Annotated in this window: 12 protein-coding genes; 4 read left to right on the forward strand and 8 right to left on the reverse strand. The window is 53.1% G+C overall.

Annotated features, from left to right (window positions below):
• Positions 1–30: 30 nt before the first annotated feature.
• Positions 31–789, forward strand: a complete 759-nt coding sequence (locus ACR0A2_RS10565; RefSeq protein WP_480834966.1) for a DeoR/GlpR family DNA-binding transcription regulator — start codon at positions 31–33, stop codon at positions 787–789.
• Between the two features lie 74 nt (positions 790–863).
• Positions 864–1,967, forward strand: a complete 1,104-nt coding sequence (locus ACR0A2_RS10570) for an MFS transporter (protein WP_480834967.1) — start codon at positions 864–866, stop codon at positions 1,965–1,967.
• Positions 1,968–2,202: 235 nt separating this feature from the next.
• On the opposite strand, the gene ACR0A2_RS10575 is transcribed toward ACR0A2_RS10570, so the two are convergent.
• The 6 genes from ACR0A2_RS10575 to ACR0A2_RS10600 form a co-directional block, all read right to left on the reverse strand.
• Entirely contained in the window at positions 2,203–3,447 is a 1,245-nt protein-coding gene (locus ACR0A2_RS10575) for a DUF3179 domain-containing (seleno)protein (protein WP_480834968.1), read from the reverse strand.
• Positions 3,448–3,815: 368 nt separating this feature from the next.
• Positions 3,816–4,925 (reverse strand): HlyD family secretion protein, encoded by a 1,110-nt coding sequence (locus ACR0A2_RS10580; RefSeq protein ID WP_480834969.1) that lies wholly within the window; start codon positions 4,923–4,925, stop codon positions 3,816–3,818.
• A 35-nt stretch (positions 4,926–4,960) separates the two neighbouring features.
• Complete coding sequence (locus ACR0A2_RS10585; protein ID WP_480834970.1) at positions 4,961–5,767, reverse strand: transporter family protein; 807 nt, start codon at positions 5,765–5,767, stop codon at positions 4,961–4,963.
• Between the two features lie 84 nt (positions 5,768–5,851).
• Positions 5,852–6,931: an ABC transporter substrate-binding protein gene (locus ACR0A2_RS10590; protein ID WP_480834971.1), complete on the reverse strand. Its 1,080-nt coding sequence runs from the start codon at positions 6,929–6,931 to the stop codon at positions 5,852–5,854.
• A 55-nt stretch (positions 6,932–6,986) separates the two neighbouring features.
• On the reverse strand, positions 6,987–8,753 hold the full coding sequence (locus tag ACR0A2_RS10595; RefSeq protein ID WP_480834972.1) for a sulfatase-like hydrolase/transferase: 1,767 nt from the start codon (positions 8,751–8,753) through the stop codon (positions 6,987–6,989).
• A gap of 20 nt (positions 8,754–8,773) precedes the next feature.
• Positions 8,774–9,025 carry a hypothetical protein gene (locus ACR0A2_RS10600; protein WP_480834973.1) on the reverse strand — a complete coding sequence of 84 codons (252 nt, stop codon included), beginning with the start codon at positions 9,023–9,025 and terminating at the stop codon, positions 8,774–8,776.
• Positions 9,026–9,133: 108 nt separating this feature from the next.
• Here ACR0A2_RS10600 and ACR0A2_RS10605 point away from each other — a divergent pair, with 108 nt between their 5' ends.
• Positions 9,134–10,522 (forward strand): tetratricopeptide repeat protein, encoded by a 1,389-nt coding sequence (locus ACR0A2_RS10605; RefSeq protein ID WP_480834974.1) that lies wholly within the window; start codon positions 9,134–9,136, stop codon positions 10,520–10,522.
• Positions 10,523–10,567: 45 nt separating this feature from the next.
• On the opposite strand, the gene ACR0A2_RS10610 is transcribed toward ACR0A2_RS10605, so the two are convergent.
• On the reverse strand, positions 10,568–11,515 hold the full coding sequence (locus tag ACR0A2_RS10610; protein WP_480834975.1) for a formylglycine-generating enzyme family protein: 948 nt from the start codon (positions 11,513–11,515) through the stop codon (positions 10,568–10,570).
• A gap of 488 nt (positions 11,516–12,003) precedes the next feature.
• Between ACR0A2_RS10610 and ACR0A2_RS10615 the strand changes: the two genes are divergently transcribed.
• On the forward strand, positions 12,004–13,677 hold the full coding sequence (locus ACR0A2_RS10615) for an alkaline phosphatase family protein (RefSeq protein WP_480834976.1): 1,674 nt from the start codon (positions 12,004–12,006) through the stop codon (positions 13,675–13,677).
• A 252-nt stretch (positions 13,678–13,929) separates the two neighbouring features.
• Here the strand turns inward: ACR0A2_RS10615 and ACR0A2_RS10620 are convergent, their stop codons facing one another.
• Complete coding sequence (locus ACR0A2_RS10620; protein ID WP_480834977.1) at positions 13,930–15,045, reverse strand: HupE/UreJ family protein; 1,116 nt, start codon at positions 15,043–15,045, stop codon at positions 13,930–13,932.
• Positions 15,046–15,111 lie beyond the last annotated feature (66 nt).

A 15,111-nucleotide genomic window follows, 5' to 3' on the forward strand; every position in this document is an offset into this window, starting at 1 on the left:
GGCTTTTTGCAATAAGATGCAGGAAATTGCATGAAACTTAATGTTCCAGATACAAGACAAGCAGAACTTGCCGAACGACTAAGCAACGGTCATCAGATCGTGGCGGCAAGTGTAGCAGACGAATATGGAGTTTCTGTCGATACGATCCGACGCGACATTCTCGAGCTGGAGGCCAAAGGCAAAGCGCAGCGTGTGCGAGGTGGGGCAGTTCCTGTCTCAGTTCCGGCAATGCCAATGCACACTCGCCTTGAAGAGGGGACCACTGTCAGTCGGGGTGTGGTCACAGCAGCCATCCAAGAAATCGGCGATGTCCAGACCCTTTTGGTGGATGGCGGGCGCACGGTTTTGGCCGTTGTCGAGGCCTTGCCAGCGCAAGACGGTCGACTGGTCATGACACCATCGCCCTGGATTGCCATTGCGTGTCAAAACAAGGGGATCGCTGTCTTCCTGCTAGGAGGCACCTTGCGCTCGCAAGGCGGAATTGCAACTGGCGAAACCGCGCTGGAGCGTGTTGTGGATGTCGCTGCAGATGTCGCAGTGCTGGGGGCTTGCGGTTTGGATCAGGAATTTGGCCTGAGTTCCGACGATCACGATGAATCGCAAATGAAGCGGGCCATGCATCAGTCGGCAAACCGCACGATTGTCGTCACTGAAAAGACCAAAATAGGTCGGCGAGCAAGACATCGCACGCTGGCTCTGGCAGAGATCGACACGATTGTTTCGGATGCGGCGCCGGAAGCGGCCAATGCCCTGAAAACAACAACCACAAGACTGGTTCTGACCCAATGATATCAACAACGGACAGCGCTGATGCAGCTCTCGCATTCACGACGCCGGACCTTGCTAAAACAACTCCAGCGCGTGTGGCTACACGCCTTTCGTTCTTTGCGGCAGGGTTCGTCATGGCGTGTTGTGCACCGCTGTTTCCTTTCTTCAAGGCAAACGTTGGAGCGGACAAGGCGGAGTTCGGTATCCTGCTGCTTTGCCTTGGGCTGGGATCAATCATGGCTATGCCCGCAACCGGCGTAATGGCGGCACGCCGTGGCGCGCGCCCTTTGATCCTTTGGGGCGGGTTCGGGCTGATCGTCATGCTGCCACTTTTGGCGTTGGCTGGATCCCCTCTGATATTGGGGATTGTGCTCTTTATCTTTGGTGCATCACTGGGAACCATCGACGTGGCGATGAACGTCCATGGAGCCGAAGTTGAAGGCATTGAGAAACGACCGCTCATGTCGAATTTCCATGCCCATTGGAGCATCGGAGGCTTTTTCGGGGCTGGTCTTATCACGCTTCTCTTGTCGTTTTCTGTGCCGGTTCCGGTCTGTGCCGCACTTGGCGCCGCAACCGCACTCGTTGCTATGATGGTTGCGCGACCAAGGTTCCTTAGTGTCACGGGAAGAGAACCCGAACCCTTTGCTATGCCGCGTGGTATCGTTCTCCTTCTGGCGGTGTTGGCTGGTATCGTTTTTCTAGTCGAGGGCGCGGTTCTTGACTGGGGCGCACTTTTGCTCATCGACAGAGAACTCGCCTCGGCCGAAAACGCTGGTGTCGGCTATATTCTTTTCTCGGTCGCAATGCTCGTTGCCCGGCTAACTGGGGATCGCCTGGTGGCTATGATCGGTGGTTTCGCAACACTTGTTCTGGGCGGTTTGATCACGATGGCAGGAATTTCAACGGTCTTGGTGTCAACGTTTGCACCTTTTGCAACTATGGGCTTCATCCTGATTGGTCTGGGTGCTGCAAACCTCGTGCCGGTACTGTTCAGCGCTGCGGGTCGCCAGACAATCATGCCGCCCGGCATTGCGATCGCTGCGGTTACAACAACCGGCTATGCAGGGATCCTCATCGGACCGGCCGCGATCGGCTTTATTTCGAATGCAACTTCGCTGGTTACCGCGTTCTGGGTTCTCGCACTTATCATACTGGCCGTGCCATTGTCGGCACGGCAGATCGCTCGCGTGCGGTAGTCGCAGTCGTCAGTTCCAATGTTCGGTTTGTGAAAGCCGCACTACTGCGCATGCGATCATCTTCTAGATGCCCTGTGGCCCTGTACTATCATTTAAACAAACTGAATCATTGGCATTTTTGTCCGCGAAAGAGTCGTTCATGCGAAATGCAGCGGATGACCGCGTTGAGCCCTGAGCAGGCAGTTCTTCATGGCATTTTGTTAGCATGAATTACCCAAGTTAAGCTTGGGTAAATTCAGGTTTCGGACTTCGCGACCGACGTTGGATTATTGGTGCGATTGACATCGGTATGGGGAAAAAACTCTGCCCAGACGTGCCAGAAGAGACCGGCCTTCACATCTGCGGAACGTTCGAGCTGTTTGCCGTCGACGGTGTTCCCAAAGAAGTCGATGCTCTGCACCGGAGCACCCGTATTATTGATCCAAACATTCAAGCTTTCATAAGTCGGGCTCCAAGCCACTACCAGCGGCTGTCCACCCACCTCGGCGTTCACCAAATTGCCCTGCGAGACGATGAAATCATCGGTCCAACATGTCGCATCCGACCCGATATTCACGCCCCAGACATACGTCTTTGTGGGCAAGCGCGGATCAATCGGCCGCTCCAAGTTTTGCATGATTGGTTTGGCTTCAGTGTGATGCTTCTGGATCGTCGCGGTAAAGGCCAGGTCCATCGCGCTGTCCAGCAGGAACAAAAACGGATTTGAAGGTAACTTGTTAAGGAAGACCGTACCTTCAGGATAGGCCTTTTGAAAACCGCGAAACGTCATGCGAAATGTCGGCCATGCACGCATCGCCAGTTCTGGACGCAATGGGCAGACGGGTCCCTCGACGCTGTTGTCCTCGTCCATCGCGCGAAAGCCATAAATCTGCTGCAAAGGCTCACCCGTAGTATTGTCGCGCATAACAAGATTGTTGCCATGCTGGGCAAGAACCTCCAGATCAAGCTTTTGGTCTTCCACCGACGGAACGTAGCCTAGACCTAGATTGGCTATAGCGCAGAACGTCATGATAACGGGTTCACCGTCCAGACCGTCATGAGTACCAACCAGATGAGGGCGCATGATTTGCGGTTGCGGATGCGCGCGGGCGACGCCATTGTTTTCTAGAATAACCACTTGAGTGGTCGGGCTGACGAACTCCTGTGCCTCTTCGATGCTGTAGAATTTTGCCGTTTCTTTCTGGTTCCGCAGCCCCACATGGACATACACCCAGGTAAAGGCAACAAGACCGAGGCTCAGCGCGGTCAAGACCCAGAATACCCATGCCGCACCGCCGCCAAACGCAAAATGTGTAACTGCGGAGACAACCCACGCCGCCATTCCAAATCCGACAAACTGGTATTCATTGCGAATAAACCGGTCCACGTTGGCTCGCTTCGTTTTCATAAAAAGCTGCGGTATGTCGCCGAGATCGCGGAAATAAAGCAATGCAACAATCACAGAAGCAAAGCTTGCCAAGAAAAATATCGCGTCCGCCATAATAAACACTTCCTGTTTTGGAACTTCTTGACCAAGCGTTTTTCAAAAAAGAGCCTAACCTATTTAGAAAACAAGTCTCAACTCGGTTTCTAGCTTCGCGTACCTTCATTCATTTCCGCCAAATTCGTCTAAGACACGTAATAAATAAACGTAGGTTCAGCCTCAGATTTCTGGGCCAGTAATTGTCGGCTTTGTCCGCATTTGCAGCCGTTGATGACATTTCGGCCAACATCCGCTTTGAGTCCGAAGCGAGCACTCAGGCGCATCTGTTGGAATGAACGCGAAACAAGCCACTACCAAACCAGTCAATAAGCCACCAAGCCACTGCAGTGTTTAAACGCTCAGACGTCTCAAAAAGATGAATTTTGTTAGATGTAGTTCAGGTGCTTTGTGATCCAGAACAGGATCTCAGCCAAGGCTGAAATAGCACCAGCTTGCTCAGTAATAATCAACGCCGTCCCCGAAGCTCCTAGTCTCGCTTTCTGTGCGGGAATACTATCCGGAACACGCATGGTCACGATGTAATCTGAAACGCCGCTTAAATCTCGGAGGGTAGGGAGCCCACCTCTTGCGTCCACCGTGCCTTCGCGCGTTCCTGGCGGAATATCGAGAATAGCCGCGTCAAACTCTTGCCCGGGCAGCGTGCCAAGAGCCACCCTTATTGTATCACCAACAGCCACGTTGCCTAAACTGCTTTGGGGTAGTCGTGCAATCAGTATCCGGTCCTGCGGGATTACAAAGTTGATTGCTCCTTGAAGTGTTGTGACACGATTACCAACCCGCAGCGACAGTCCCGTTACGATACCGTCTGCTGGCGCACGGACGACAGTTTGTTCGAGTGCCCATTCCGCCTGCGCAAGGGCTTCTTGAACTTCGACAATGCCAACGTCAACACCATCAACCTGAGCTGCAATCCGTCGCTCTAGACTGGCTTTCCGGGCCTCGGCCGCGCGGAGATTCGCTTCCAATTGTTCAATCGTAGAGACCGCTTCCTGCAATTGAAATTCAGCCGATGCGCCGCGTGTTGTGAGTTCAATTATGTCATCGCGTCGTTTTATTCCGAAAGCCAGTTGAGCGTTAAGCGAGGCGATCTCGGCCGTCGAAGCTTGCAGATCGGTAATGAGCTGATCAGCAGACGCTTCAGCAGAGGCCAAAGACGCCTTTAAGCGCGCGACCTCTGCGGCCTGCGTGGTGTCATCGATACGGAAGAGCACATCGCCTTCTGAGACGCTTTGGTTGGCTTCGACCGCGACTTCGACAACCGGACCCGCCACATTCGGAGCAATATTGATGACCGGACTTTGAACCGAGACAGGACCTGAGGGAGTTGTGTGGTTCAATGCTCCAATCACCACAAGGGCGATAACAAGTGCGCCGCCATAGATAATGGTTTTGAAAAATCCGTTCCACGGCAGGAGCTTGAGCTTTGAAAACACAAGCCAGGCTAGGCCGAAGTACAGTCCAAGTACGATGAGCATTTACGGGTTCCTTACGCTAACAGACTTTCCAACAATCATTTTGGAAAGAGAAATGTTGCACCGATTGTGGCGCCCCAGTCTTCAGGGCCGTTGTCAGGCGCAGTAACCCACCTTCTTACGCCAGCCGAAAAACTGACCCTTTGCGCGCCGAATGAGACCACCTTTTTGACTTGTAGGTTGATCGGGACTGACCATTCGTCTTCTTCCCAATCGTACGTACTTTCAGTGTTAATAACGAAAGTCCACGCATTTGGGGTTGTGTAGTTGATAAAGGGTTGGAGGAACGTATCGCTTTGCTCCGTCTCCGCTTTTGCGATGTCCCATGTGTGACTAGCAAGTAACCCAATTGTCCATGGACCGGGTTGTTTGAGCGCGAGGCCTGTAATGCCAGCCCCCCATTCGTTTCGCCCGATGCCGTTAGAGGAAGAAGTCGGGATTTGTAAAATTGGGCCCAGCCCCCAGATGATCCCGGCAGGCGTCGGTTCCTTTGGAGAAAAAAAGAAACTTGCTTGGATATCGCTAAACCCGCTGCCAGAACCCCCGGTAGCGACATCGTCGAGACTAACGTACGGAATAATCGTGCGCGTGATGAGGTTCCATTCATTGTTCAGACTGAATGGAATGACGGGCTTTATAGTGAACGTGTCCCGCGTGCCTTTACCATCTGATCCCAAATTTTCATCGTATTTGTATTCAAATGGTACGGAAATCAAAGCAGCAACGGGATTAGCTAGTTGCTTGGCCAGTTCCTCGTCCGTTTCCGCTACAGACGCCGTTGCCGAAAAGATCAGCAAAATCGATCCAGTACGGATAGATTGAAATCTCATATTGGTTTTTCTCATTTGATTTTTCGGGAATCGACTGAAATGGCTGCAGTTCCGTACCCTTCTGCCCGCCTGCACAGCGTCTGCTTGCGCGGCGTCGGCTCAGACATCGTCATACCCCAGTGAAGCCTCCAGAAACACTTCGTCTGACGCGAGTACCCGTGACGCCAATCCTTGGCGATGCGAATAGGCAAACATAGTTTCGAACGTTTTGCGGTTCGCCTCGAACCCATAAGGATAATAGTTGCGCCCCATTAGAGCCCGCGTATCTTCGACCTCGGCGGCGTACCAAGGAAGCATATCCGTGACCCATGTGAGACGATCTTGTGTGCGATATGCAACTTGCTTCGCTTCCACATAGGCGTCGAATACTGCCTTTGGGAGCCATGGATGATCAATCGCCACATCGCGCCTGATCGCAAGCACATGCATGATCGGGAAAATGCCTGTGCGTTGGAAATAGTCCTGTTCCACGGCACGGGTGTCGTCAAAGAGTCGAACGACCCGCGGGTCGCCTTCGATAAATGCCGCAGGTGCTGCTGCATGGATCAGAGCATCCACCTCCCCGGTAAGCAGCAACTCGGATTCATCTAAACCAGAGGTGCCTGACTCGATTGAAATACCCTCAGGATTGACTTGCTCCTGTGCCGAAATTGCCCCGGCTTCGGCGGCAGAACTATCCTTGTTGGCGATCACCCAAGTCATATCTGACGGTGCTATGCGGTATTCGTCTTCTAGGATGCCACGGATCCACGTAAGTGATGTCGAAGAGTATCCGGGCGTTCCAACGCGCCGGCCTTTGAGATCTTCCGGCTTTTCAATACCTGCACCTGCCCGGACGAAAATACTCTTGTGTCTGAACTGGCGCAGTAGCGGAATAGGCAAAAGCGCGTAATCCCTGAAGTCATCATTCGCATGTGCCAGAATAAACGGGTGCAGTCCCAACTCGGTAACTGCGCGATCACCTTGTCCGGAAAACGCACGCGTGTTCATGTCACCAATCGCATCCTGAACAAACGTCGCCGTAATGCCTTCGATTTGCACTCGCCCGTCGAAAAGTGCCGCCGTGCGATCCAGCAGATAGCTGGACACTGTGATTGGCAGATCAGCGGCCTGTGCTTTCGCAATCCAAGGTGTCGCGAGCGCAGTCGCGCCATATTGCAAAAACTTGCGTCGATACATTCCAGGTAACTCCGTTTAGAGCCCCGGCGCAGCAACACGCCGGGGCGGGTACCTTTTATTCACCCAAGCTGGGATCACCTGCCGGGTCGAAGGGCAATTCATCCAAGTGCTCGATGTACTCGAGCGGATCGAATGGAAGATCGCCAAGCACCAATTGCGGGTCCTGCTCGCGCTTCAACTGCTCGGACGCATTTGCAATGCCGGTCCACGGAATACCGTGCGTTTCCGGACGATCAGGATAACGTTCTTTCCACAGATCGTGACGCAAACGTATACGGTTAAACGGCCGCTTGAGGTGGATGAGGTTGGTCAGCATTGGCTGCACTTCGCGCGGATCGGACGGCAGGAAGTAGAAGGCTGCTGGAATGCCACTGGCGTCCCCAACCGGGTCGGGCGAAATGAAGTGCCGCTTGTAGTCACCTTTCACAATCGCTCCAAGCATTGGCCCGGCATAGGTGAAGGTGTAGTCGCGACGACTGTGGCCATCTCCATTCAGCAACAGGGATGTCTGATCCAACCCATCGATCACGCGATCCGTCGGGATGTTGTCGATCGCGCCGCCTAGGCTGGCGAAGGTTGTGAATAGATCAGTGATATGGATCATGTCGCCAGGCAAGGAACCTGGTTCGATCATGCCGGGCCAGACTGCAAAAGCCGGAACCCGAACACCACCTTCGAGGAAATCACCCTTGCCGCCACGGAAGATTGTTTCGGCGAAGCCGGTGCCCGGAGGCGGGTTGTGCGACATTGGCCCGTTGTCGGCCATCGCGACAATCAGCGTATTTTCGGCGATCCCCAGCTCTTCGAGCTTAGAACGAATATCAGCGATCATCGGATCGACTGTGCATTGCAACCCGTTTTGCAAAAGTGCGCGCGCGCGTGTGCACTTGGGGCGGATCGGCATGAAGTTCGCCATAATCGGCCAATTCGCAACATAGAACGGTTCCCCAGCTTCTACACTGCTTTCCATAAAGGCAAACATACGATCGAGCCCTTCGGCATCGATCATTTCGTAGGTTTCGGTGGTATTATCCCGCCATTGAAGAGTTTCCCCACCTTTGGTGCCCTCGGCGACCATCACCCAGTCCTTGGTGACGAAGGTATCGTCAAGTTTGTAGGGGTTTTCTACCAGCATGTCCTCAAACAAGCCGATGGAGGCGTTGCCCTGCTCTGCCTCACGAGTGTTGAGCGACAGGATTTGGTTGTAGCCAGTGAAAAGCGCCTCGTCGAAGCCTTGATTGTGCGGGTAGCTTTGCTCAATGTCTCCAAGGTGCCACTTGCCGTAGAAAGCAGTTTTGTAGCCGGCGTCGCCAAGCACTTCCGCCATCGTCACTTCATCAGCATGCAAACCGTGGCTCTCCTGCAGCATCCCGATGTTGTACATACCTGACCGGATTGCCATCCGGCCTGTGGCGGCGGCAGCCCGACTGGGTGTGCAGCCCACTTCGGTGTACATGCGCGTGAACATCATGCCTTCTTCGGCAAGCGCGTTGATGTTCGGCGTGTCTAAGCCCCTCACGGCTTGAATTGCCGGGATGCCAAGATCGCCGTAAGCTGTATCGTCCCACATGATATGGATAAGGTTGGGCTTCGTGCCAAAGCGCCGTTCAAGTTCTGCAAGGCGCGCTTGCAGTTGCTCGTCTTCGGCAGCCCAACGCTCACCATTTTGCGCCTCAAGAACATAAAACTCCGCATCATGCACGATCTCGCCAGCAGCTTCTTGCGCAACGGCGGGAAAGGCCATTGCGGCGCCGACGGCCAGCGCTGCACTCGATCGCAGCGCAGCGCGGCTCCATTGGTTCACATCTCGCTTGAATATCAAAGGTTTTCTCCCATTTTGGATTAGTTATTTGTCGTGGAGTCGAAGGCATTCACCTCACGCAGCTTGTGCTCAATTTCCAGCCTCACCTCTTCAAGGCTTTGTTGAGCTAGTTTGGCTGCCCATGAGTCGCTGTCTTTCATGGCGCAGGCCTGAAGTTCAGCTAGTTCTTCAAAGTCGTGGCAGGCCGCATCCAAACCTGGATGAACATGACGTAACCTAGCCAATTCATCGGAGGCCAACGAGAATGTTTTTGCAATAACGTCGTGGCTCACTAAGTTACCTTTCAAACGACAATAGCAGTGACAGCCACACATTCACACGGAGTAGTATTGAATTCTATGCATTACACGGTGAAACGGGGTGAAACGTGAGACTGTCGAATGGAAGTCAACCAGTGCTTGGTGGAATGTATGGCGGCAAAGGCTGACCCAAGAACAGTAGATGACCGCGATATCAACAGAGCGGTTGCCACATTCTTAAAAACGGATCGAATGAGCCGATCTGAGCGGCTGAGCGCGTTTCTTTCCTATGTCACCTTGGAAACGCTTTCCGGTAGAGGCCAAGACATACGCGCAAAAACCATCGCCCAGGATGTCTACGGGCGCGATCCCTCCAGCAAGGATTACAGCGAAAACGTCGTTCGTGTGGATGCCCGACGACTGCGACGATTGTTGGAGGAGTATTATTCCGGTGAAGGTTCAGGTGCCGAAATCCGCATTAAGATGCCCACCGGCAGTTACGCACCGAAATTCGAGTATCAAAAGACTTTAACGGTTGCGGCCAATGAGACCCTCGGTGACAGCATCGTGCGACGAAAAGATGTCGTAAAGTTTGGTTCGGCTGGTGCTGCCTTGGCTGTTACATTGGGCATCGGCATTTATGCGATCCAGAACGCCCCCAAAGTCGCATCACCGCTGCCTTCGTCAGCAAAAGCTGAACGCGTTGCGCTACTCAATCTTTCCGGCGCTAGCCTTCAGGCTGAAAACCTATGCCGTCAGGGTCGCAACTTACTGTTCCCCATCGCGGATGCGGAGCAACAAAACTTGGCCACCGGCCTGTTCTACCGGGCGGTCGATTTGGATGCCGGTTATGCGTGCGGTTACGCAGGAGCTGCGCACAGCCTCGCCACGCAGTCCATGTTGGTTGGCGATAGTGCGGCAAAGAGAAACTTGCTCTTGGAAGCCCAACAGATAGCGGATAAAGCGCAGGCCATCAGCCCGACAGACGGTTGGGTCGTGTCAGGATTAGCTTGGGTTGCAGTTGCAGACGGCGATATAGAAAAAGCGTTCGAGCTATCGCGGCTGTCGGCTGAGTTGAGCCCAAACGACGGAAATGTTCTGGATTTTCACGGGGTCATTTCAATCTTTGCAGGTGATTATCAAGAAGCGCGCCGCGCCGCCGATCCCGCGCGCGAGAGAGATACTAGAGGCCTGGAGCACGCAAACCTTAACGTTTTTGGTGTCGCGAGCTATCACAATGGTAACTACTCAGAAGCAGTTGCCGCGTTTGAGAATGCCGTCCGACTAGGCGAACCGGTGAGCGCGTTGACACTCGTTTATCTCGCTGTGTCGCATCAAGCCAACGGTGATAATGCGGAAGCAAACAATTATGTAAGAGAACTAGCGGATGATTTTCCCGCTTTTCCTGTGAGAGCTGTATTGCAACGCCTTTATCCGGATAAGAATGTTTCGAATGGGGTCATCAGGCACTTGCTTGAGGCCGGATGGACGGAGCAACAGGCTCAACGGCAAGAAACGAACGACGGCTAAGTGTTGCCGGCAAAGCTGGAAACACATACGGTGATCGGCTAAATCTCAGATATCGGCATCGAACACTACACGAAACCCTTGGTGGGTGGTGGCGCTGTCTGGCGAGTTTCCTGAACGCGCTGCGATTCTATATCGCCAACAATAGGTCGCGTGGCAAAGAAAGGATCCGCCTTTCAAAAGCCGGAAACCTTTCTTTCGGCTCATTTTCTCGCGCACACTTTTTTTCAAGGAAGGAATGCGGAAAGGATCTGCAGTCCATTCCCAGACATTGCCAACGACGTTGTAGAGACCGTATCCGTTCGGTTCAAAGGAGACTGCTGGGGCTGTTGTTTCATAGCCATCGGCAACCGTATTTCGGCGCGGAAATTTTCCCTGCCATATGTTGCACGGGAAGAAGTTATCATCGTTTGGATCTTCGTCTCCCCATGGGTATTTTACGTCCTGTAAACCGCCACGGGCCGCATGTTCCCATTCGACTTCTGTCGGCAGTCTGCCACCGGCCCAGCGCGCGTACGCACTCGCATCATTCCATGAAACTTGAACCACAGGGTGATCCGGGAACCAAGCCGTTTCAAAGGTACCCGGTCCATTCACATTGCGCCAGTTTGCCCCTTCAATATGTCGCCACCACTCGGTGCCTTCCACACCAAGCGGGCTGTCGACACCCTTTGGCACATTGAGCCAAAAAACAAAGGACCAACCAATGCGTTCGGCTTCGGTAACATATCCAGTGTCCTCGACGAATTCTTGAAACTGCGCATTCGTGACGGCTGTTTCACCGATCCGAAATTCTCTCAGGGGCTTTGCTTTCCCCTTGCGCAGTTCCTCGCCGTCGTCAGGCATCAGTGGCCGCACAGTTCCAGTAATTGGAATGCCACTTGGTATCAGCGATGCCCCTTCAAATCTTGGCGCCTTCGCCTTCGCCACATTGGGCGTTGCAACCTTGCTGTACGTGCCCTTAGAATTCGGAACGCAACACCCCTGATTTTCCATGGGCATAAATCTCCTTTCTATGCGCCGTGTATGCGCAAGCTATATCGCGCAGTGTTTGAAACAATACTCAGGTCTGAACAATTTCGACTTTAATCGAATTGCTTGTGTGCAAACCAACTCGCAACTGCCTCTAATATTCTCGCACAAGGAAAAAAGATGCACGATTTCAATTATCCAACTGGGCCTCACCAAAAATATATGCTTCCTCCCGTATCCGCGACTTTGGAGCCAGCCGGTTGCACAGCGAAAGCGCAGCTTGGACGATAAGGGAATAGCAGCGCGTCAATGGCTGCTTTTTGGTAAATCACACTGCATAACCGCGATCGTATCTGCGATCTGGCTGGCGCCTTGTAGCGAAGTTCGCAGTATCAGCCTCAGGCTGCTTTGTCCGAAAGTAGAAGGTTAAAGGATCATCTTTTCTGACCCTTGGTAGCCGGTGGAAGCAGATGCTGGTATTCAGAGCATTAGGTAGTCCTATGAGGTCATAGATGCAGCGATCACTGGCGTTAGTCTCAACTCTCCTTCTATCAATTTCCACGACGGCAGCCAGTGCGACGGAAGACATCAGGCTTGTTGTACAAATTACAGTTGATGGACTACGCGGAGACTTGATCTCTCGCTATCAGGCCGCCTTCGGGGGATCAGGCTTCAATAGACTAACAGAAAACGGCGTCTGGTATACCGACGCTCATCATCGTCACGCCAACACCGAAACCATTGTTGGTCACGCGACCCTCGCTACAGGAGCCAATCCTTCCGAACATGGAATGATTGGCAATGCCTGGTTCAACAGGGGTGAAGAGCGATTGGGGTACAATATTGAAGATCCGGACTACCCGATGTTGCCAGTTCCTGGCTTCGATGGAAACCTTGATCAAGTCGACCCGACACAAGCCGCGGCTGCTACTTCGGGTCGTTCTCCCGTCAACTTGTTGGCGACGACGTTCGGAGACGAGCTGGTGAAATCAAATGTCGGTCGATCAAAAGTGTTTTCTGTATCTGGTAAAGATCGCTCAGCGGTCGCAATGGCGGGACATTCTGGAAAGGCTTTTTGGCTTTCGGCGGCTACAGGGGCATTTGAAACAAGTAAATTTTACTACGACGCGTATCCTGAATGGGTTCTCGATTGGAATTCTAAACGCCCAGCAGATGCGAAGATCGAAAGTGAATGGTGGCCGGAGTGTTCAGACGCACCGTACCTAATGGAAAGAAAGGAACGCTCCTTCGTAACGAACCTTGGCACGTTCGGTCGCACGTTCCCGCATTTCTATGGAAAGCCGGACGACGGTCTCTATTACACACAGGTCTTATTGTCGCCGCATGGGGACCGGATCACGGCCGACTTCGCAAAAACTGTAGTCAAAGAGGAAGGGCTTGGTGTTGACGAATGGCCCGACTACCTAAGCGTCAGTTTTTCTGGGGTAGACGCTACCAACCATTTCTTCGGACCATCCAGCCTAGAAAATGAAGAAATGGTGCGCTGTTTGGATGAGACACTGGCTGATTTCTTTGAGTTCATGGATCGAGAAGTTGGACGTGCGAATGTGCTTTACGTGCTTTCTGCCGATCATGGCATGCCGGAAGCACCAGAAGAGATGGCCGAAGTTGGGCTCTCCACATTCCGCAACTCAACCGAAGCATTGATGATGGATGTGAATTCGGTCGTCGCCGATGAGTTCGGAGTGGAGTCCGCAATACAGTTCTTTTTTCGTCCTTACGTTTACCTAGACGATACCGCCATTGAAGCGTCTGGCGCCGACCGGCGCGTAATCGAGCGACGCATCGCAGAAAAACTGATGGCTGCATCTGGCATTGACCTTGCGATGCCGACCGAACCGCTTGCTGAACAGCGAGGGCATACTCTGGAGGAGCAGATCCGGCGAAACTATCACCCAACTCGCTCTGGCGACATTTACGTTGTGCAAACGCCTTATTCATTTCTCTTTGAGGATGGTCCAATTGCCGTAATGCACGGATCGCCTTGGCGCTATGACACACATGTTCCAATCATTTTTGCTGGTCCAAGTATCAAGCCAACTCGTGTAAACCGTCCTGTTTCCACGGTGGACGTGGCGGTCACTCTGAGCACTATTCTAGGTATCAGCCAACCGAGCAGTGCTGCGGGTCAAGCATTGAGCGAGATTGGCGTTACGAGTCCATAAGCGGTCTTGTCTTTTTGTCGGATGCCGGACTGTTAAGCGTGTTGCTATGGTTAGCTGCGACTTTTGGCTTAGCCTCCCGAGTTTGAAGAAATTTGGAGAATGACCTCATTAAACGTTAGTTTTGTCCGGAGAGCGGCCATTGATGCTCTGCGCAGCAAACGACTGCATTGAGCCTAATCTGTCTTATTCTTCGGAACAGCCGAAGTCCGCATGTCTTAGGCGACCATCACGGCACGCGCCTTCGCAATGACCCTAAGCCAACGTGGAATAAACCTCGGCAACTCGCTGAACGGTCCAAAAGCAGGCGATAGCCGCACACCCACTGGCTAAGCCCACTCGTACGGACATCCACAAACTGGAGTTCACGCGCCGACACATTATCAAGGCAGGCCAGAGTGCAAGAATAATGGCAACTTGGCCAAGCTCGACGCCAAGGTTGAAAGCAAGCAAGCTCTGCCAGATGTTTGGGGATGTAACCTGCAATATCTTGTGCAACACAAAACTGAATCCAAGCCCGTGCAAAAGGCCAATCAGCGTTGTCAGAAGCACCATCGTGACTTCAGAGCGTGCATTGTCCTTAGAACTCACAAACGCTGCGACGGCTGCAAATATGATAGAAAGCGCGATCCCGGTTTCGACGGCAGGAACAAACCACGCGCCCGATGGCACAAACCCGAAGAACCCCAGAGACAGCGTCACGCTATGCCCAACGGTAAAACCGGTTGCACGCAACAATAGCGCCCTTAGTGTCTGCGCTCCGATGACCAAACACACAACAAACAAAACATGATCCAACCCTTCGAGGATATGTCGTATGCCTTCCCAGACAAAACTGAGGAATCCTCCATACCCCTCTTGCTGAACTACCAATGGTTCAGTCATCAGGCCCCGAGATCGGAATATCTGAGGCGTGTCAGACGCGTAGTCGAGAATGAGGTTGGCCGTTTGGTGCTGATCCGGCAAGCCGGGGTCTAGCACGTTAGAAATACTGTACGATTGGATCGGGCCGTCAGTGTCATAATACAGGACGAGATCGACAATCGTATCACCAACAAAAAGCGGTGGCGTTAAGGCCGTTTCGGTGTCCACGGCCTGTTGAGCTTCGGCCAAAGTTGCAAATCCGGGCTCATTTCCAACGCGATGCAAGCGAACGGACTTAACTGTTCCTCTCAAGCGCTGATTGTCGACCAACAGATGCAACCCACCTTCCGCGAATTGCCCCAGCCCATTGGGATCGCTCATGACAGCCGGCAAGTCGACGAAGTGGACCACCTGACCATCGCTCATGGCATTGGTCGTGAATGGTGCAGCTTCCGGCAAGGCATCTCCATTCTGATCACCGACCTTGTCTGCAACCAGATAAGGCATGGGCGTACGCATGTAGACACGCAGACCGCCCTCGGAATGCTCGACATGCGAAATTCGAACGTTGAG

It is taken from the genome of Ruegeria sp. H8, assembly GCF_056532905.1.